Source organism: Chryseobacterium sp. WLY505 (assembly GCF_030846215.1).
In the GTDB taxonomy this organism is placed as follows: domain Bacteria; phylum Bacteroidota; class Bacteroidia; order Flavobacteriales; family Weeksellaceae; genus Chryseobacterium.
Map to the genome: position 1 here is coordinate 67,274 of NZ_JAVCWI010000002.1, position 19,490 is coordinate 86,763.

Below are 19,490 nucleotides of genomic sequence, written 5' to 3' on the forward strand. Positions count from 1 at the left end.
AGAAAAGGACATTCTTTTCAAAGGATTATTTTTTATGTGCTTGATTCCGTTCTCCCATCCTTACGAGATCAACGGCGTTTTTTATATTTAATTTTTTATAAATTCTTGCTTTGTAAGTGCTTACGGTAGAAAGGTGAAGGTTCAACTCATTCGATATTTCAATATTTCCATAGCCTTTGATCAACAGATCAAATATTTCCTTTTCTCTTTCGGATAGCATTTCCAGCGGATTGATGGGGGTGTCTTTTTTAGCTGAAGACACGAGTTTTTTTACGATATCCGGAGAATAATATGTTCCGGTTTCAAATATTTGCTGAACAGCTTCCACGATATTATTTTCATCCGATAATTTATTAATGTAGCCGTCAGCTCCTTCAATGATATACTGTACGGCAATATCATTGTCATATACTGAAAAAACCAGGATTTTAAGATGGGGCTGTATTATTTTTATCTCACTAATCATACCCAGGTATTTGCTTTCCGGCATATTGATATCTAAGATCAGCAGGTCAAAAGACTCTGCATATAGTTTGTCTGTGAGTTCCGTATAGGATTCTGCGCAGGAAATTTTCACATCTTTGTGGTGAGATTCCAGAATTAAGGTGGTTCCTAATCTTACTACAAAATGATCATCTGCAATAATAATTTTCTTAATCATATTTTTTAATTTTAATGGATACAACAGTTCCCTTTGGGGTATTGTTTTTAAATTCAATTTTACCATTGATCATCATAAGAAGCTGAAGAATAAGATGTAATCCTAAGCTGTATTTTTGTAAAACCAGTTTTTCATTTTCAATATTATCCTGAAGTTTTTCATAATAGGTCATTTGTTCCTTACTCATTCCTTTCCCCGTATCTTTTACCTCCAGGAAAAAGGTTCTGCTGTCTTCACTTGTAGAAATCTCTATGCTCCCATCAGTAGTATTTTTAATCGCATTGTCTATGAGATTATGGATGATAACAGCAATTACATTCTGATTTTTTTTCGAGTACGTGGGATCTTTAATATTGTTGATAATACGCGTATTTTGCTCTTTGGCAGCGACCTCAAAAAGTGCTTTTTTAGCTTCCACAACTTCGTAGACATTATATTTCTCATTTTTTTCAGAAATGTTATAGATCTCAGCGTATTCCTTCAGGGTCTTCACGAAATTGTAAAACTCTACAGAAGATTTGTAGAAACTCTCGAAATATTTCTTTTGTATGTAGCGGTCATGTTCATCGGTTTCATACAACTTTTGGGCTGTAATGGATAAATACTTTATGGGAGTAATGATATCATGGCTTATTGTCTCCAATAGTTTTTTCTGCTGTAAGCTCTCTTTTCGGAGTTGTTCCTTGGTGTACTCTAATGTTGAAACTGTTTTGGATAGTTTCCGGGTTCTTACTGTAATAATTTCTTCAAGTTCCTTCTTTTTTAATATTTGTCTTTTTAGTCTGAATTTTATTAATTTTAAAATGAGAATTGATATAATAAATATGATAAAAAGCTTAAAGATGAGTATCTGATAAAACAGGTGTTTTACGTTGATATTAATTGTTTTATAGATATATTTTCCTTGTGGAGAAGCCAATACCCTCACCATAAGCTGATATTGGCCCGGTTGCAGGTTTGAGATGTAATATTTGCCATCACTTCCCACTCTTTCCCATTTTTCATTCTTACCGCCTTTCAGTTTTCCTTCGATAACCAAATTAGCTCTGTTGGTATAATAAGGAACATCTACTACAATCACCGCTTTATAAAAATTGTTTTCCAGATTAATATTCTGTCCTTGTATGTTGCTTTTGCAATCATAGAATATAACCCTTTCCAAAAAGAAGTTTTTAGGGTAATAGCTTCTTATTTTTTCCGGATCAAAAAATAAAAGTCCTTTGATAGAAGGGAATACAAAATTTCCGTTGGGAAGAGCAGCAGCACTGGGTGAACAGCCTCCATTGAACTCGTTGGTATTAAAGCCGTCTTCTTTGCTGTACCGGTAATAGCTGGGCATGTTTTTTCTGTCTTTAGCATATTGCAGAAGGCTGCTTTTCAGTACCTTGAACAAGCCATTGTTGGTGCTGATCCAGAAAAAGCCTTTTTTGTCTTCCAGAATAGTATGTGAAAATAAAAGATATCGGTTTTCATCCACGGGCATTTTGATAAGCTGGTCTTTTTGATAGAGAAAGAAACCGTTTCCCTGAGTCATGATCCAAACATTTCCATCCTTTGTTTTAGTGATTTCTCTTACATGTAATGAAGCAGTAGATATTTTTTTAGGACTAAAATTGGGTGCTTCTATTATATATAAAGCATCTCTGGTCCCTACCAGCCATTTGTCATGGTCATATTCATGAACAGTAGTTACAATATTAGGAAGAGAAAATTGTAAAAAAGGATTTTTAAAACCGGAATCTTTATAAAAAGAAAGAGTAGATTTTAAAATAGGTTTGTGAAAAGTTGCTACATAATAATTCCTCAGTTTCCAGGCACGGGAGGGCTCATTTTTCAGAGCAAGCTTTTCTTTTTTAGAATAATCGGAATTTTTAAGAAAGCGTAATAAGCCTGATTCCCGCTGGACAAGGATATTCTGTTGATTATCATACAGTAAAAAAAAATGATCGGTCGTGTTAAAATGATATTTTTTTACCAGTCCGTTTTCATTGTATACATCACCTAAGGAATTGATTACCTTGTCATTTTCAAAAGGAAGCAGTGAATGAAAAATATTTTCATAGGATTTATCTGACCGGTTGGCTACATGAAAATTGTTGAATTTTATAACATTCAATCCATCGGATAATGTACCCAGGTACAGCTTATTGTTCACTTCATCATGATAGATGGAAGATAAGGAATTCTTATTAAGGTCATAATCTGCTAATTTTTTCAGACTAAAGCTATCGCACTCGTAATGTATTCTATACAACGAATGATTCTGGATAATAAAAGATTGATTGTTGATCTGGCTCCAGTATACTTTTATATCATTCTTAAAAAAAACTTCAGGGGCATTCAGGTAAGTTATCTGGGCCGGAGAAATTTTAATTATTTTTTTTAAAGATCTGGAAATGATAAAAATATTCTGGTTAAAGCAAAATGTATCCAGAATATAGTTTTTATGCAGATTTTTCAGTGTTGCAATGGTGTGATCCTTATATTGTATTGTTCCATTGTGAAACAAGTGATAGTAGTTCTTCTTATCAAAATACACAAAGAAATCCGTATTTTCAAATGGCTCCGGTATTGCATTCTTAGTGAAAATAAAGTTTGATCTGCTTTCACGTATTACCCTTTGAAGGCAGCCCGATTTTTGATTCAGAAGTTTTACATTTCTTTTGGAGATCAATGCGATATTTTCATTGTAAGCAGTGGTATTGTAAATAGTGTCTTTTTTGGCATTTCCCAAAAAGGAGGTAAATCTGTTATTCTTAAATTTGAGATGATTATAGGTTACAAAATTATTTCCATCATACCGTACCAATCCATTTTCTGTACTGATCCAGATAAATCCGTACTTGTCTTTGATAATATCCTTTACACTGTTCTGAGGAAGTCCTTTATCTGTATCATACCATACCGATGCCGTCTGCTGGCTGTAATACAATTGAATATTTATGAAAAATATAAATATAAGTTGTTTATAAAACATTTTTAATACTTGTAGTTATAAAGTATTCATGGTATATAATTATAAAATTAGCAAATTTTAAAAGCTAAAAGAAGCGTTGAGTGTCATTTTAAAACTACATACTTTTAAATTAAAAATGACAGCCATGTCAGTTTATAGGGCTTTTTAGGATGAATTTTAGCTGTTAATTAAACACATGCTACATTTTGTGTTCTGTGATGGGTGTGAAACTTATGGGATTGATATTCTGATCAATGGCTTTTGGTAATAATGATGAAATAAATGTCATTTGTTGTATTTGTGATAAAATAAAATCAATGATATGAGACGAATATAAACAGCTGATTTTTATAATTTAAAATCCGTCCATGGTTTTCAATGGCAGCATCAGAATATCATGGACAGAAAAGAATTCTTCTTTTTAACTGTAACTGTTTGAAGAGAATAATGCAGATGATCAATCAGAGTGCAGATTTAATTTTCCTTGTGATAAATCTCTTCAATGTTGGATGTAGAATCTCCTGCTAAAGATAAAACAACCAAAGATTGATGATCCAGTTTTTTGATCAGCAGCGTATCAATATCACTTGAAACCTGTCTTATGCCTTCGGTGTGGTACCATAAAAATAATGTATCGTGAGAAACTTCCCATTGTTCATACAGTAAAGTGTGCCTATTTATGGATGTAGCAACACCATTGGCATGAAATTCAATACCTTGCTTTCCATTTTTTTGCCCTGGAATAGGTTGAACCCATTTTCCTGTAAGCGCAGCCATTTGGATATTTGCGTTGGATACTGATTCCGAATTTACCTTTGTATTTTCTTTTTTGGGGGAGCTACATGCTGTCAAAATACCAAGGATCATTAGTGAAAGTGCCTTTTGCATTATAATTCTATATTTTTTTTTATATCTGTAAGTTTTTGATCTATGTAAAGAATGATCCTGTAAAGCAACTACCATGTAAATGATAATCTGAATTCTCTTAAAAATTGACAGTAACGTTCTATTATTTTTATCAATATAGTGCCACTACCTATTATCAGCAAAAGTACGTAAATGTTCCCGATAGAACTTTTTCTAACCCGTAGTTATAAAACTACATAAACTACAATTTTAATTGTCATCCATCAATAATTGTCGTAATTTTTTATTGATATTTCACTTATTTAAGAATTATGTAGTTTTTAAACTACATAAGTGAGACATATTACTACATGTAGGGTGATGTATTTTTACATACTAATCTTAAGTTTTTTGCATTGTGAGATTTAATTTTGCATTATCAATAAGTTCGTTCCCTGAAAAATAAGAGAACTGCTAATTCAGTAATGATCAAAATACAAAACAGAAGAATAAAAATATATTTAAACTCACCAAAAAGTACCAATAAAAAGCTATCCGCAGAACATCCATTTACACCGTTCCCTAAAGATTTTGAGTCCGCTTTTGTTTATCATTAGACAAAAACCTCTTTTTTTCCTATTCCCCTTTAAAGTAAAGGAATATTTCTCAGTCTTGTGGTAGTAATGCCCAGGTACATATTGGATTTACTTACTGGTCTTATATTTTATTTCAAAAAAATAAACACTAAAATTGAAGCAATGAAAAAAGATTTAACAACTTTATTAACAGCAGTTCTATTGATAGCTTCTGCGAATACTTTTGCACAGACAGCAGGTATAGGGATTAATACTACAACGCCTAATTCCACATTGGATGTGAATGGAAAATTAGGCGTTACGGATGTTGACGGACTTCAGGCACCGAGACTTACCCGTGCCGACCTTTCTGCTAAAGGAGATGCTCTTTACGGAACTAATCAAAAAGGAGCATTGGTGTATATTACTGATATCTCAGCTGGTGATAATTCAGGACCAAGACTTAATATCGACAGCATCGGGTATTACTATTTCGATGGTACAGCATGGCAAAAACTGATCAGTAATTATAGCAATATGTATAATGCTGATGGTACTCTTACCAATACCAGAACTATTACCCAAAATGGGAATGATCTGAAATTCGTGAATCAACAAACGACAACTATTAATAATAGTGTAGGTCTTGGTATCGTACAGGATTCGGGTGCAGGAACAAGAGCAACAATATCCTTATCGAACGGAGGGAATCCAAGTATGCATATTTTTACAGATACCAACGGCGGAGCACAGATCAGGGCTGCAGGAAACAGTACCAATTTATCAATAGGGACAAGCTATACTTCAGCACCCAGTGGTATTTTATTTGTTACAACACCTACCGATGAAGCCGCTGGCACTGAACAACTCCGTATTACACCGAATGGAAATTCATTCTTTGCCGCAAATGTTGGTATCGGATATGCCAGTACAACGTTTGCCCCAGGTGAGAAATTAAAAGTAAACGGAAGCATTACCACAGCAACAGCCACCTATCCTGATTATGTATTTCAAAAATATTACACTGGAAAATCCTTACTGAATTCCAGATATAAATTTGCCAATATCTATGACACAGAAAGATTTATTATGCAAAACAAACATTTGCCTGGAGTAACTTCCATCAAGGAGCTGGAAAAAACCGATGAGGGTTATTCTTTTGATATTACCAAATTGTCTACTCAGACTCTGGAAAAAGTAGAAGAATTGTATTTATATGTTATACAGCAGCAAAAGCAAATTGATATGCAAAAAAAACAAATACATACTCTGCTTGGCTTAACCCAAAAATTACAAAAAAATAAATTAAAAAAGCATCGATAAAATTGTAATAAAGAATTTTGCGGTTCTTATAGGATACACAGATGATTAAAAAAAACGGAATGTTTTATTCCGTTTTTTTAATATACCCACATGTCCTTCAATTGATCTTTCTCTGGCATTATTACATACCGGGAGTTTATTTAGGTTTGTGGGTCTGGTTTTTATCTCCTAACCGTACCAGATCAACAGTGTTTTTAATGTTGAGTTTTTTATAAACTCTTGCTTTGTAAGTGCTTACGGTAGAAAGGTGCAGGTTCAACTCATTTGATATCTCAATATTCCCGTACCCTTTGGCCAGAAGATCGAATATTTCCTTTTCTCTTTCGGATAATGTTTCCAGCGGATTGATAGGACTGTCTTTTTTAGCTGAAGACACGAGTTTTTTTACGATATCCGGAGAATAATACGTTCCGGTTTCAAATATTTGCTGAACAGCTTCAAGGATATTATTTTCATCCGATAATTTGTTAATGTATCCATCAGCTCCTTCAATGATATACTGTACGGCAATATCATTGTCATATACTGAAAAAACCAGGATTTTAAGATTGGGCTGTATTATTTTTATCTCACCAATCATACCCAGGTATTTGCTTTCCGGCATATTGATATCTAAGATCAGCAGGTCAAACGACTCTGCATATAGTTTTTCTGTGAGTTCCGTATAGGATTCTGCGCAGGAAATTTTTGCATCTTTGTAGTGAGATTCCAGAATTAAGGTGGTTCCTAATCTTACTACAAAATGATCATCTGCAATGATAATTTTTCTAGTCATCTTTTTGTTTTTTTATTTTAATTGATAGTATCGTTCCATTAGGGGTATTATTTTTAAATTCAATTTTACCATTGATCATCATAAGAAGCTGAAGAATAAGATGTAATCCTAAGCTGTATTTTTGTAAAACCAGTTTTTCATTTTCAATATTATCCTGAAGTTTTTCATAATAGGTCATTTGTTCCCGGCTCATTCCCTTACCCGTATCTTTTACCTCCAGAAAAAAAGTACTGCTGTCTTCATCAGTAGAGAGTTCTATGATTCCATTAGTGGTATTTTTAACCGCGTTGTCTATAAGATTATGGATAATAACAGCGATCACATTTTGATTGTTTTTCGAGTAGGTAGGATCTTTAATATTGTTGATAATCCGGGTGTTTTGTTCTTTAGCCGCAACCTCAAAAAGTGCTTTTTTAGTTTCTACCACCTCATAAATATTATAGATCTCATTTTTTTCAGAAATGTTGTAAATCTCAGCGTATTCCTTCAGGGTTTTCACGAAATTGTAAAACTCTACAGAAGAAGTGTAAAAACTCTCGAAATATTTCTTTTGTATGTAGCGGTCATGTTCATCTGTCTCATACAACTTTTGGGCTGTAATGGATAAATACTTTATGGGAGTAATGATATCATGGCTTATTGTCTCCAATAGTTTTTTCTGCTGTACGCTCTCTTTTCGGAGCTGTTCTTTGGTGTATTCCAATTTTAATACTGCTTTTGATAGTTTTTGTGTTCTTATTTCAATGATTTTTTCAAGTTCTCTTTTCTTTTGTTCCTGTCTTTTTATTCTTATTTTAAAAAGTGTAAATACAATCATTGTCAATAGCAACACAACAAAGAATTTAAAAATGAGTGTTTGGTGAAATAAGTACTTTACATTGATATTAATTGTTTTATAGATATATTTTCCTTCGGGAGAAGCCAATACTCTCACTATAAGCTGATAGTAGCCCGGCTCCAGATTTGCAATATAATATTTACCGTCACTGCCCACCCTTTCCCAGTTTTCATTCTTACAACCTTTCAATTTGGCGTCGATAACCAAATTAGCTCTGTTGGCGTAATAAGGAACATCTACTAAAATGACCGCTTTATAAAAATTGTTTTCCAGATTGATCTTCCGCTCTTTTATACTGCTTTTGGAATCATAGAATACAACCCGTTCCAAAAAGAAATTTTTAGGATAATAGCTTCTTATTTTTTCAGGATCAAAAAATACCAGACCTTTGATAGAAGGAAACACAAAATTTCCGTTGGGAAGAGCTGCAGCTGTTGGAGAACTTCCTCCATTAAACTCATTGGTAGTAAAGCCGTCTTCTTTGCTGTACCGGTAATAGTTGGGTAACGTTTTTCTGTCCTTTGCATACTGCAGGAGGTTATCTTTCAGGATCTTGAATAATCCGTTGTTGGTGCTGATCCAGAAAAAACCTTTTTTGTCTTCCAGAATCGTATGAGAAAATAAAAGATATCCGTTTTTATCCTCAGGCATTTTAATAAGCCGCTCGTTTTGATATAGAAAAAGACCATCTCCCTGAGTCGTGATCCAAAGATTCCCATCCTTTGATTTTGTAATTTCTCTTACATGTAACGGCGCTGCAGATATTTTTTTAGGGCTAAAAGAGGGAGCTTCTATCACATATAAAGCATCTCTGGTTCCTACCAGCCATTTATGATATCCCAGTTCCTGTATTGTCGTGGCAATATTAGGAATTGTAAACTGTAAAAAAGGTTTTTTAAAGTCAGAATCCTTATAGAAGATGAGTTCAGAATGTAGTGAAGGAAGATGGAATACCATCACGTGATAGGGAGGGATATTCAAAACATAAGGTCTTGTCTTCGTGAAATTCAGAGATTCATTTTTTGAATAATCAGAATCTCTGAAAAAACGGACTAATGAAGTACCGTTTTGGACGAGAATATTTTTATGGCTGTCATAGAACAGAAAATACTTGTTTGTTGTAGTAAAATGATACTGTTTTACCAGTCCGTTTTCATTGTAAACATCTCCTGAAGAAGTAATTACTTTATCCTTTTCGAAAGGAAGTACGGAATAAAAAATATTTTCATAGGATTTATCAGACCGGTTGGCTACATGAAAATTATTGAATTTCACTACATCCAGCCCGTCTGATAATGTTCCAAGATATACTTTATTATTAATTTCATCATGATACACGGAAACTAAAGAGTTTTCGTTAAGATCATAATGGAACATCTTTTTTAAACTGATTCTATTGTTCTGATAGGAAACTTTGTACAAAATATTATCATGAAGAATGAAACATTGGTTGTTGATTTGGCTCCAGTATACCTTCACATTATCCCGGAAGAAAATCTCTGAACTATCCAAATAATCAACTTTTCCTGACGAAATTCTGATGATTTTTTGTAATGTCCTGGAAATAATAAAGATAGTGTGTCCCAGGCAAAAAGTATGGGTTGTATAATGCTCGTCGAGTTCCTTTATCGGGACTGTCGTTTTATCGTTATATCGTATAGTTCCATTCTTAAAAAGATGATAGGAATCCCTGGTATCAAAATAAACGAAGAAGTCTTTGTGATCTGTTTTTTCATGAGTTCCATTTTTTACAAATAATCCGTATAACTTGCTTTCGTGCAATGCTCTTTTTACGTAATTATTCTGATGATTTAAAATACTTACGTTTCTTTTGTTGAGTAAAACGGTGTTTTCAGTATAAGCCGTAAAATTATAAATGGAATCTTTTTCAATATTTCCCAAAAATACTGAAAACCGGTTGTTTTTAAGATTAAGATGATTATATGTTACAAAATTATATCCATCATAACGCACCAGGCCGTTTTCCGTACTCAGCCATATGAATCCATATTTGTCTTTAATAATATCCTTTACACTATTCTGAGGAAGGCCGTTATCGGTGTCATACCATACCGAGGCAGCTTGCTGGCCATAACAAAGCTGCGCCTGGAATAGTAATAGAAATATGAATGCTTTAAAAAACATTGGTATAAGTTAAAGTAGTTGATGCATTTGTGTTTACTTCATTCAGTTCATATAAATGTAGTAAAAATTAATCATTGTTTAAAGAATTAAATGACATTTATAAACTACAAAGAGCCGGATGAAAAACGACAGAATCCATCATCTATCTTTACAGTAATTATTTTATGTTTTGTCAATGTTATCAGATATTTGCGGTGTTAATTTATTACTTTGTTTTAATGATTATAGTGAATTATTTACTTAAATAATTTAGTTTAAAAATCCAGATTATATTTCACTTTTATGTGATTACAATTCCTTTGTTTAATTAAATAATAAATTTTTATAATTAAATTTTGGATTAAAATAACTTTTACCTGAAAAAAACAAAATATAAGCGATAGGTAAATAAATGTGAAGGAAAACCAGGTATGGTTAAAATCGCAAAGATTGCATCTTAAACAGCGGAACTCCCGGGTTTCTGAAAGAGTGTGATATCATTTACAAAGACTATTGCATAGAACGAGTATTGAGTAGGAGGCATTAGTCTGTTATTATTGCTTCTGGAGTTCAGGTAGAAAAGACATTGATAGAAAATAAATAAGAAGAGAAAATTTTAATAATTGAAGGGCAATGAAAATAAACAATAAGAAAAGAGTAAGTTATCATGTGGGGGTTCAGCTGGTTATATTGGCGCTGCTTCTTTTAAGTATTTCTGTTCTCAGATATTTGGGATACACGTATTTCATAGGAATATTTTTCCTGACAGCGTTTCTGGTACTCGTGTACGGATTTTTAAAAAACCAGTTTATCTTCGAATATGAGAACTCCGGTCAGGTAATTTCTATTAAAAGCTATCGATGGATTTCAAGTGGGAAAAAATTCCCGGTCTTTGAAATGCCACAAAAAAAGATTGTAAGAATAGAAATACAGGAGCGCACCTTTCGAAAATATCTCATTATTCTTTTTTCAAATTCTTCAGGGAAAGTATTAAGAAGAAATATTGATATCACTTTCTGCAGTGAGGATGAAATCCAGCTGCTCTTTGAAGATATTGCAAACAATTTAGTAAAGGAAAAATCAGGAACATATTTCCTGTAAAAAGGATGCTTTCTGAATACAAATAAATAGTTTAAGATGGAAAATTTGAAAGACATTCATATTGGTACTTTGGTACGGGAGTATGTAAATGAACAGGGGATTGATATGAACCGGATCTGCAGATTCCTGCATTCAACGGAAAATGAGATTCTGGAAATGTATTCTATGAAATCATTGGACGCAGATGTGCTTCTGAAATGGGCGAAATTATTGAAATATGATTTTTTTCGTCTGTATTCCAGTCATTTAATTCTATATGCCCCTGTTGGCAGACAAAATAAAAATGAAGTAAAATCAAAACTGCCTCAGTTCCGGAAAAGTTTATATACAAAGGAAATTATAGATTTTATATTGGAACTGCTGGCAGATAAAAAAAAGACTCCTGTAGAAATCATTAATCAATACGGGATTCCCAAATCAACACTGAATAAATGGATAAGCAAGTACAAACAGTAAATACAGGTCCTAATTATAAAAGGATTTATCATGATTTCATCGAGTCCAAATGTCCGGATAAACTGGAATATATAAAGCGTTATATGTCAAAAGAATCAATGTCTTTATCCGATGTTTTGAAAATTAATAATATTATATTTTTTGATGGGGTATCTGAAAATCAGAAATTCAAATCCTATGATAAACAAACCATTTTTGAAATTCTTGAGTATCAGAAGAAATATAAATTAAATAATAGTCAGTTAGCCAAACATTTTAAATTAAGCAGAAATACTGTTACAAAGTGGAAGAGGATATTTTTAGTATAAACTGCATATTTTTATCATAAAGCAATTATAATACATAAGTTTATGTTTTTCTCATTTTTAAAGAGTATCTGCAGTTTTACTCTTTTATAACTTTCTACAGCGATTCTGCAAAAAACTAAAAATGAAAAACTTAGAGTAAAAATCTTACTCTAAGTTTTTACATCTGAATATAATAATCTGCTTTTTTGCTTGTATGTCGAGGAGTAAGCTCTTTGTTATTTATTATGCTTTATTATAAATTTATTTCTTCGCGTGTAGAGACAGGTTGTCCATATATACAGCCTGATGAACTCCATTCAGCATAACTTTCAAACCTAAATGTGCGTCTTTTTTTAAAGAAACGGTAAATGTTTTTTTCTCCCCGGTTATTTTGGAAGGCCTCGTAATAGAAGTATACGTTTTTACATCAGAGGGATGATCTACTGAGAAAAGTTCTAAAGTAGTTTCTCCGCCATTATCAGAAAGATCAAGTGATAGGGTATAGGTGCCGGCTTTAATTTCCGGCGTTACCAGATACATATCTTCCCTGGGATTGCTCATAGAATAGAAGATAATTCGTTTATCACTTGCATACAGCATGGCTTTCCCGGATTGAGCAGTCCAGCATTTATTGATATCTTTCCAGGTATCAAAACTTTCAGCGAGAGCAGTGACAGGTTTACACTGAGCATTTGCTGTAAGAACTCCTCCTATAACTGCTAATCCCGTAAGTAGTATTTTTTTCATGTATTATTTTTATTTATAATGAGTAAAAATAACAAAAAAAGATTGCACTTCACGCTGTTGTTTTATGATTTAAATTGGTTTTTATATAATAGATGGTACGAAAATAAATAAATTGAAACGTAAAATATTGTAAAACAGTACTATGCTAAGAGGTTGTGTATGTCACTTGATGAGTAATGCAGTTGAAGAATTTATGGAACAATAGTCTTTGCATTAAACGCTATTTAGTTAAATTAAAAATAATGGTATATCATAGTAGCTACCTATCACTCAGCTTATGAAATAAAAAATTTCTTGGAAGGATTGAAAAAAATGTTTTGTAACTTGTAATCTGATTGTGATGGTTGTAGATGATGAATGGCGCTTTTCATAGAGAGGCAGATCATTTCAAACTTAACTGATAAAAGAAAGATGAGAATCTTATCTCGGACCTGGCTAAAAATACGAAGAAATGAGAAAAATACTACTTTTCATGATCACTCTAACAGGTACGGTACTGACGAAAGCACAAACGATTGAATCAAGCAGCCGAAGTACTATAGGATATATTAAGAGTGACGGAACGATCGAAAACAGCAGTCATTCCACCCTGGGCTATATCAGAAGTGATGGCACTATCGAAAACAGCCGCCGCTCTACGATTGGCTATATCAGGAACGACGGAACTATTGAAAGCAAAAGCCGATCCACAGTAGGTTACGTAAAGGAAGACGGAACAGTAGAAAACAGCAGCCGCTCTGCTTTAGGGTATATTAAAGACGACGGAACCGTTGAAAATGCCAGCCGAAGTACCATTGGCTATGCCCCTGGTATTAAAAAAGAATGGGTTGCCGTGGTGTATTTCTTTTTCAAGCTGTAGAAAGAACTTTTTATGATTTTAGCTTATTATTTTATAATCTGAATGTAATACATTAATAAAACAAATACTTTTTTCTTTTAAAAATTGTAATTTATACAGTTGTATTTCTGGGCTTACTTGGAATATCAAGAATGTAAAAACAATGTTAGATCTCATCTGAGATGAAACTATAATAAAAATGTGCCTGTTAAATAAAGTGGGCTGTACATAGAAAAATTTCCTAAATGTGGTAGTTGTTTAAGCATTATTGGCGTATAAATTGATACTACAATCTGAATTGAATTTTGATGACTAATGACTAGAACGACTCTAACTCTGATTTTCTTTTTAAGTGGTTTTTTCTTTTTAAATGCACAGGAGAAAAAAGATTCACTGTATTATAAAATAGAAGAATTTTCTGATAAAAGAAAAGTTACCAAATTCATTCACCGCCTTATATTTCGTAGAGAGCCGGATTCAACATCTGTTAAATCCAATACTGAAAAACTTTCGCAAAAGACTTATGATAAAAAAATTATCAGAAATGTCAGGATAGAAACCATTGACCCTTTCGGATATGGCTCTAATGACAGTAAGGAAATAGGCAAATGGTATGATTGGATAAAGGATCATCTTCATTCCAGTACCAGAAGATCAACAGTCAATAATTTTTTACTTTTTAAAGAAGGAGAAGAGTACAATGCCCAAAAGCTCTATGAATCTGAACGTTTGCTCAGAACAATGCCTTTTGTCAACAGAGTGAATATCAGTGTTTCAGACAGCACTTCCGGTAAAGATTCCGTAGATGTTGTGGTAAAGGTCCTTGATTCCTGGAGTCTGAAGCCGAGAATCAGCTATTCCGGAAGTAAAATTGGTTTGGGAGTGACTGAAGAGAATGTACTGGGACTGGGACACACCCTGGATTTCCTTTACAGAAATGATTCCAAAGAAAAGCAGGATTACCTCTTGGGAAGCTATACCACTTATAATCTTTTTGGTACCTATATCAACGCCCAGATTCTCGGAGAACGGGACTTTTCGAGAAATGAAAGAATTAATTTCAGCCTCAGAAGAGACTTTTTCTCCCCCTTAACGAAGTGGGCGGGAGGTTTTACATTTGAATATTTTATGCGGAAAGTTTTGCTTCCGATAGAAACGGATACCACTTTCCCGGAAGTTCAGATTAAGGTGTACAGCGAAGATATTTGGGGTGGGTATCAGATTCCGGTTTCATCTGATCCCAGTGAGAAGGTATCCAGCAATATTGCCATTATAGGAAGATTTCAGAACTATCAGTACAAAGACAGTCCGGGAATTGACCGGTATAAATATTTCAGTTCTTACAACAGTTTCCTGATGTCTGTTGGATTTATTCAGAGAAACTTCTCGGTTCAGAAGAATATTTTTCAGTATGATTTACCGGAGGATGTTGCTTACGGTAATTCCGTAAACATCATTGGCGGAGGCTTATCAAGAAATAAGGAAGTGAACCCCTACGTCGGGATTTCTGCATCGTACGGTCGTTTTACCAAATTGGGCTACTTCACCGTGAAAGCACAGTTTGGAAGGTTTTTTAATGAAGACAGCCGGAACAGGGAGTCTTTCCGCTTTGACGGAACTTATTTTACCAATCTTATGGACTGGAAATTTGCCAAAGCAAGACATTTCTTCTCTCCAACACTGGCACTGGGAAATCCACAGCATAACCACTCGTATAAGGACAGAATCAACCTTTCTTCCGCAGACGAATTTCCTGTTTATAATTCTGATTATATCGGGACAAAAAAGATTGTGTTAAGATATCAGCTGCAATTGTTTATTAATAAAACCTGGAAGAATTTTCATTTCAGTCCTTATTTAACTACCGCGGTGGGCTGGCTCGGAATGCCTGATGATAAACTGTTTAAAACTAAGGCCAATACAAAAATCGGAATAGGTGTTTTAATTAATAATCCCTATCTGGTTTTCAACAGAATTCAGATTTCTTTCATGTATTATCCACGTGTTCCTTTTGATAATAATTCTGTTTTTGATTTTAACAGTAACAGGAATAATCTTTTACCAATGAACAGTTTTGCAACGGATGTTCCTCACTTTGTCAATTTTGGAAATTAATAAAGTTAATTAGATGCCCGGCGATTTGTAAACACTTCGTCTTTCAGGCCATATATCAGAGTTGTTTTTGATATAATATTACCCATTTGGGTAATTGACAGGTTGTTATATAATCACAAAATTTGTGATGTAATACACTGTATGCTGTAAAGTACATTCAAATGGAGTTTACAACAAATCATAACAACTTCAAAACTAATCACTATGAAACCATTGAATTTTCTTTTATTATGGACAGCACTTTTTACGCCTGTCGGTATGTATGCAAACCCAACCGGGGAAACACCGTGTGTGCCAAAAGCAATTCCTATAACCGATGCTGAAAAGTGGATTGCCTTTTCTCCAATTTTGCTCTTTCTTTTTATTACATGTATTGTATTTCTTAAGCTGAAAAAAGATAAAGTATCTTTAAAAGATCTTCTTCTGGATAAGGATGCGAATGTTCAGATGGAAGTAGAAAGAACAAAACAAAGAGTGGCTTTTTTATCTGCTTCTACTGAAAGCCAGCAGGCAATGGAGGCCGCTGACGCAACAGCTGACAACGGTGAAGATCCCAATACCTCAAAAGCTAATACGAGTGTAAGCCGTTTTCTTGCATTTATAAGCGGGCTGGTTTCTGTAGGCCTGGCTTGTGTTCTCACTACTTTTGCCACCTGGAACTATTTTGATGTAAGTGATTTTCCCAACCTGAATGATCTCGTTGGTGTTTTACTGACCCTGGGAATCGGAGTCGTGCCTTATGCATTTAATAAGATTACGACAGCTGCTAAATAGACATACTTTTGTATCCAGGCTAATTGCATCATGCAGATTTCAAGACAATAGAAACCTTCCTTGCTTTTGGCAGGGAAGGTTATAATCAAAATGTAATCACACTCTGAAAACTAAACTACTACATCTATTTTGACATTAATATTTCCACGGGTCGCTTTTGAATAAGGACATGTTGCATGGGCTGTTTCCACAACTTTTCTGGCTTCGTCTATGGCAAACCCCGGTAAAAGTACCTGTAAATGGGCCTGCAGGAAAAATCCATCATCATTGGTGGCCAGATCTACAGAGGTATTGACAGATAAGTCCGGAGGAAGGGTAACTCCCATTTTTACCGCACCTAAATGCATCGCACCGATAAAACATGCCGACCATCCTGCTGCCAATAGCTGTTCCGGATTGGTTCCGTTTCCCTTTGAACCGGGAGAGGTTAATTCAATACTAAGTTTGCCGTCGCTGCTTTTTGCTTCTCCGTTACGGCCTCCGGTCACAATGACATTCCCCGAATACAACACTTTACTGATATTGATAACGGTTGTATTTTCTACTTCCTGAATGGTATTTAATTCCATATTTTTATTATTTAGATTAAACGATTCTGTTGATTGATCCTATGATTGTTAAAGTTTTTTTCTTAAATCTTTGAAAGCTGCTCTAAGCTCTTCTGTAAAGACCTGTGGCTGTTCCCAGGCTGCAAAATGTCCGCCTTTCGAAGCTTTATGATAATAATATAAGGTAGGATATGCCTGCTTCGACCAGCTTTCCGGAGCCTGATAAATTTCGTGAGGAAATACCGAAATAGCTACAGGAACTTTAATGTCTTTTGTCTTCTGTGCCTCAGCACTGAAATTATTCTTGTTGTTTTCCCAATAGAAGCGTGAAGAAGACGCTCCGGTATTGGTAAGCCAGTAAAGGGTAATATCATCAAGGATAGCATCACGGCCAATGATATTCTCAGGATGAAGATCACTTTCACTCCATTCTGCAATCTTTTCGTACAGGAATGCTGCTAACGCTGTTGGAGAATCGGAAAGCAGATATCCTGTGGTCTGTGGACGGGTAACCATCATTCCTCCATAAGCTGCATTTCTTCCAAAGAATGTACTCATTGCATTGTATGCTTTTGCTTCTGAAACAGAAAGTCCTGATGGCGCAGGATCACCGGCATTGATTGGCTTTACAAGCTCGGCTGGAATGGTTGCAGGCATTGTGAGATGAATTCCTAGAAGACCTGAAGGAGCCTGTTTAGCCAAAGCATCAGAGATAACAGAGCCATGGTCACCCCCTTCAGAAACATATTTTTTGTAGCCGAGTCTTTTCATCAGTACATCCCAGGCAAGCGCAACACGGTCCGGATTCCAGCCCAGTTCAGTTGGAATTTCTGAAAAACCATATCCCGGAATAGCCGGTATAATTACATCAAAAGCATCACTCGCTTTACCTCCGTATTTTACAGGATCAGTTAAAGGATCTATGGCATTGATAAATTCCAGCGGAGAACCCGGCCAGCCATGGGTAAGAATCACAGGCATTGCATTAGACTCCTTTGAACGTACATGGATAAACTGAATATCAAGTCCGTCAATATTGGTTACGAACTGCGGAAGAGCATTCAGCTTATTTTCCACTTTTCTCCAGTCGTATCCGTTGCCCCAATAGGTGATCAGTTCTTTTAACTGTTCAAGCTGAATTCCCTGGGAAGCATCTTTCACGGTCTCTTTATCCGGGAACCGGGTTTCAGAAATACGTTTTTTAAGATCATCCAGTTGAGATTGCGGAATACTGATGCGGAAAGGGCGGATACTGATGTCATTTTTTGATGATAGAGTAGCAGTCTCGTTTTTTTGTGCTTTAGAAATAGCAGGTGTACCTAAAGTAAAAGTTGCTAATAAAAGGATGGTTGAAATTGTTGTTTTCATTGCTTTTTTGTATTAGATTTTAGATCTGTTTTTCTTTTTGATGAGACAAAATTATGCTCATGGAAGCCCATGAGAAATGAGTAATTTGTTCAAGTAGTCATATTTCACAGTGAAACAGACATTGAGGTGGGCGAACAGGAAAACAGCATCAATATGAAGCAGATGAAAAGTAATGCTAAGAAAAGTGAGTGAGTTGCTGGTCTCAAAAAAGGATAAAGAATAAGCTCCGTTCTTCTATAAAACGGAGCTTATTTTGTGAAAACATTCTTTTTGATGTTATCCGTGAGCTTCTACAGATACATCATTCCATTCTTCCCAGACTTTAAGACGCTGCTCGTAATTCTGTTTTACAAAAGGAAGTGCTACTTTTCCCAGCAATAGACGCAATGGAGGATTTTCAGTTTCTGCTAACTTTATCAATGCCGGAGCTGTAGCTGCTACGTCACCAAAAGAAGTTTCAGATTCTGAGAAAGCCTTTTTAACACCATCGTAAACCGGATTGCTTTGCGTATTAATTCCTGTATGCCAGATATTGGAAGCATAGCCATTGGGCTCTACCAACGTTACATGGATTCCAAAGCCTTTTACTTCCGTTGCTAAAGTTTCACTTAAGCCTTCCAGTGCAAACTTAGACGCATTGTAAAGTCCCATGGTTGGCAAAGTGGCCAATCCTAAAATAGAAGAAACCTGGATGATATGACCACTTTTCTGATCTCTCATGATGGGAAGTACCGCCTGTGTAAGCCATAAAGTTCCAAAGAAATTCGTTTCAAACTGTGCTCTTGCTTCCTGTTCGTTGGTTTCTTCCACCGCACCCGTTAATGCATATCCTGCATTATTGATCAGAATATCAATGCTGCCGAAGTGTTGATGTACTTTCTGAACTGCTGATAATGATTCTTCTCTTTTATCTACATCTAAGGTTAAAGGCAATACGGAATCACCATATTTTTCTTTTAAATCATTAAGTGTTTCTACATTTCTGGCTGTTGCTGCCACTTTGTATCCTTTTGCTAAAAAAGCTTCTGCCCATGCTTTTCCAAAACCTTTTGATGCTCCTGTAATTAAAACTGTTTTTGACATTGTTCTGTTTTTTTAATTGATTTGATTGTTATGATTATATTTTTTAAAAAATTTTATGTTTACATTTAAATGACC

Annotated in this window: 16 protein-coding genes; 7 read left to right on the plus strand and 9 right to left on the minus strand. The window is 34.6% G+C overall.

What is annotated here, in order from left to right; all coding sequences use genetic code 11:
* Positions 1 to 25 precede the first annotated feature (25 nt).
* The 3 genes from RAH34_RS05725 to RAH34_RS05735 all read right to left on the minus strand — a co-directional run bounded on the left by RAH34_RS05725 (position 26) and on the right by RAH34_RS05735 (position 4,505).
* Positions 26 to 661: a response regulator transcription factor gene (locus RAH34_RS05725; protein WP_306595466.1), complete on the minus strand. Its 636-nt coding sequence runs from the start codon at positions 659 to 661 to the stop codon at positions 26 to 28.
* Positions 654 to 3,638, minus strand: a complete 2,985-nt coding sequence (locus RAH34_RS05730; RefSeq protein ID WP_306595467.1) for an ATP-binding protein — start codon at positions 3,636 to 3,638, stop codon at positions 654 to 656. The genes RAH34_RS05725 and RAH34_RS05730 overlap by 8 nt, the downstream gene beginning before the upstream one ends.
* A 453-nt stretch (positions 3,639 to 4,091) precedes the next feature.
* Complete coding sequence (locus RAH34_RS05735; protein ID WP_114822640.1) at positions 4,092 to 4,505, minus strand: lipocalin family protein; 414 nt, start codon at positions 4,503 to 4,505, stop codon at positions 4,092 to 4,094.
* Between the two features lie 716 nt (positions 4,506 to 5,221).
* Between RAH34_RS05735 and RAH34_RS05740 the strand changes: the two genes are divergently transcribed.
* Positions 5,222 to 6,361, plus strand: a complete 1,140-nt coding sequence (locus RAH34_RS05740) for a hypothetical protein (protein WP_306595468.1) — start codon at positions 5,222 to 5,224, stop codon at positions 6,359 to 6,361.
* A 136-nt stretch (positions 6,362 to 6,497) separates the two neighbouring features.
* Here the strand turns inward: RAH34_RS05740 and RAH34_RS05745 are convergent, their stop codons facing one another.
* Both RAH34_RS05745 and RAH34_RS05750 read right to left on the minus strand, forming a co-directional pair.
* Complete coding sequence (locus RAH34_RS05745) at positions 6,498 to 7,136, minus strand: response regulator transcription factor (RefSeq protein ID WP_306595469.1); 639 nt, start codon at positions 7,134 to 7,136, stop codon at positions 6,498 to 6,500.
* Positions 7,129 to 10,119 (minus strand): two-component regulator propeller domain-containing protein, encoded by a 2,991-nt coding sequence (locus RAH34_RS05750; protein WP_306595470.1) that lies wholly within the window; start codon positions 10,117 to 10,119, stop codon positions 7,129 to 7,131. The genes RAH34_RS05745 and RAH34_RS05750 overlap by 8 nt, the downstream gene beginning before the upstream one ends.
* Before the next feature lie 612 nt (positions 10,120 to 10,731).
* On the opposite strand from RAH34_RS05750, the gene RAH34_RS05755 reads away from it, so the two are divergent.
* The 3 genes from RAH34_RS05755 to RAH34_RS05765 are packed head-to-tail and all read left to right on the plus strand — an operon-like array spanning position 10,732 to position 11,963.
* Positions 10,732 to 11,199, plus strand: a complete 468-nt coding sequence (locus RAH34_RS05755; RefSeq protein ID WP_306595471.1) for a hypothetical protein — start codon at positions 10,732 to 10,734, stop codon at positions 11,197 to 11,199.
* 36 nt (positions 11,200 to 11,235) lie between these two features.
* Complete coding sequence (locus tag RAH34_RS05760) at positions 11,236 to 11,655, plus strand: transposase (protein ID WP_114822618.1); 420 nt, start codon at positions 11,236 to 11,238, stop codon at positions 11,653 to 11,655.
* Positions 11,631 to 11,963, plus strand: coding sequence for a helix-turn-helix domain-containing protein (locus RAH34_RS05765; RefSeq protein WP_306595472.1), 333 nt, complete (start codon positions 11,631 to 11,633; stop codon positions 11,961 to 11,963). The genes RAH34_RS05760 and RAH34_RS05765 overlap by 25 nt, the downstream gene beginning before the upstream one ends.
* Before the next feature lie 240 nt (positions 11,964 to 12,203).
* Here the strand turns inward: RAH34_RS05765 and RAH34_RS05770 are convergent, their stop codons facing one another.
* The gene (locus RAH34_RS05770; protein ID WP_306595473.1) at positions 12,204 to 12,689 is read right to left on the minus strand and encodes a hypothetical protein; all 486 of its coding nucleotides are present in this window, start codon (positions 12,687 to 12,689) and stop codon (positions 12,204 to 12,206) included.
* A gap of 451 nt (positions 12,690 to 13,140) precedes the next feature.
* Between RAH34_RS05770 and RAH34_RS05775 the strand changes: the two genes are divergently transcribed.
* The 3 genes from RAH34_RS05775 to RAH34_RS05785 all read left to right on the plus strand — a co-directional run bounded on the left by RAH34_RS05775 (position 13,141) and on the right by RAH34_RS05785 (position 16,416).
* Positions 13,141 to 13,548: a 5-fold beta-flower protein gene (locus tag RAH34_RS05775; protein ID WP_306595474.1), complete on the plus strand. Its 408-nt coding sequence runs from the start codon at positions 13,141 to 13,143 to the stop codon at positions 13,546 to 13,548.
* A gap of 294 nt (positions 13,549 to 13,842) precedes the next feature.
* Positions 13,843 to 15,642 carry a POTRA domain-containing protein gene (locus RAH34_RS05780; protein WP_306595475.1) on the plus strand — a complete coding sequence of 600 codons (1,800 nt, stop codon included), beginning with the start codon at positions 13,843 to 13,845 and terminating at the stop codon, positions 15,640 to 15,642.
* 204 nt (positions 15,643 to 15,846) lie between these two features.
* Complete coding sequence (locus RAH34_RS05785) at positions 15,847 to 16,416, plus strand: hypothetical protein (RefSeq protein WP_114822623.1); 570 nt, start codon at positions 15,847 to 15,849, stop codon at positions 16,414 to 16,416.
* Between the two features lie 110 nt (positions 16,417 to 16,526).
* Here the strand turns inward: RAH34_RS05785 and RAH34_RS05790 are convergent, their stop codons facing one another.
* The 3 genes from RAH34_RS05790 to RAH34_RS05800 form a co-directional block, all read right to left on the minus strand.
* Entirely contained in the window at positions 16,527 to 16,985 is a 459-nt protein-coding gene (locus tag RAH34_RS05790) for an organic hydroperoxide resistance protein (RefSeq protein WP_306595476.1), read from the minus strand.
* Positions 16,986 to 17,033: 48 nt separating this feature from the next.
* Positions 17,034 to 18,332: an epoxide hydrolase family protein gene (locus tag RAH34_RS05795; protein WP_306595477.1), complete on the minus strand. Its 1,299-nt coding sequence runs from the start codon at positions 18,330 to 18,332 to the stop codon at positions 17,034 to 17,036.
* Positions 18,333 to 18,608: 276 nt separating this feature from the next.
* Positions 18,609 to 19,415, minus strand: a complete 807-nt coding sequence (locus RAH34_RS05800) for an SDR family NAD(P)-dependent oxidoreductase (RefSeq protein WP_306595478.1) — start codon at positions 19,413 to 19,415, stop codon at positions 18,609 to 18,611.
* Positions 19,416 to 19,490: the final 75 nt, after the last annotated feature.

What these genes read in the sequence shown, in the direction of transcription:
- RAH34_RS05725 (WP_306595466.1), bottom strand. Translation starts at nt 661, where the DNA reads ATGATTAAGAAAATTATTATTGCAGATGATCATTTTGTAGTAAGATTA.
- RAH34_RS05730 (WP_306595467.1), bottom strand. Translation starts at nt 3,638, where the DNA reads ATGTTTTATAAACAACTTATATTTATATTTTTCATAAATATTCAATTG.
- RAH34_RS05735 (WP_114822640.1), bottom strand. Translation starts at nt 4,505, where the DNA reads ATGCAAAAGGCACTTTCACTAATGATCCTTGGTATTTTGACAGCATGT.
- RAH34_RS05740 (WP_306595468.1), top strand. Translation starts at nt 5,222, where the DNA reads ATGAAAAAAGATTTAACAACTTTATTAACAGCAGTTCTATTGATAGCT.
- RAH34_RS05745 (WP_306595469.1), bottom strand. Translation starts at nt 7,136, where the DNA reads ATGACTAGAAAAATTATCATTGCAGATGATCATTTTGTAGTAAGATTA.
- RAH34_RS05750 (WP_306595470.1), bottom strand. Translation starts at nt 10,119, where the DNA reads ATGTTTTTTAAAGCATTCATATTTCTATTACTATTCCAGGCGCAGCTT.
- RAH34_RS05755 (WP_306595471.1), top strand. Translation starts at nt 10,732, where the DNA reads ATGAAAATAAACAATAAGAAAAGAGTAAGTTATCATGTGGGGGTTCAG.
- RAH34_RS05760 (WP_114822618.1), top strand. Translation starts at nt 11,236, where the DNA reads ATGGAAAATTTGAAAGACATTCATATTGGTACTTTGGTACGGGAGTAT.
- RAH34_RS05765 (WP_306595472.1), top strand. Translation starts at nt 11,631, where the DNA reads ATGGATAAGCAAGTACAAACAGTAAATACAGGTCCTAATTATAAAAGG.
- RAH34_RS05770 (WP_306595473.1), bottom strand. Translation starts at nt 12,689, where the DNA reads ATGAAAAAAATACTACTTACGGGATTAGCAGTTATAGGAGGAGTTCTT.
- RAH34_RS05775 (WP_306595474.1), top strand. Translation starts at nt 13,141, where the DNA reads ATGAGAAAAATACTACTTTTCATGATCACTCTAACAGGTACGGTACTG.
- RAH34_RS05780 (WP_306595475.1), top strand. Translation starts at nt 13,843, where the DNA reads ATGACTAGAACGACTCTAACTCTGATTTTCTTTTTAAGTGGTTTTTTC.
- RAH34_RS05785 (WP_114822623.1), top strand. Translation starts at nt 15,847, where the DNA reads ATGAAACCATTGAATTTTCTTTTATTATGGACAGCACTTTTTACGCCT.
- RAH34_RS05790 (WP_306595476.1), bottom strand. Translation starts at nt 16,985, where the DNA reads ATGGAATTAAATACCATTCAGGAAGTAGAAAATACAACCGTTATCAAT.
- RAH34_RS05795 (WP_306595477.1), bottom strand. Translation starts at nt 18,332, where the DNA reads ATGAAAACAACAATTTCAACCATCCTTTTATTAGCAACTTTTACTTTA.
- RAH34_RS05800 (WP_306595478.1), bottom strand. Translation starts at nt 19,415, where the DNA reads ATGTCAAAAACAGTTTTAATTACAGGAGCATCAAAAGGTTTTGGAAAA.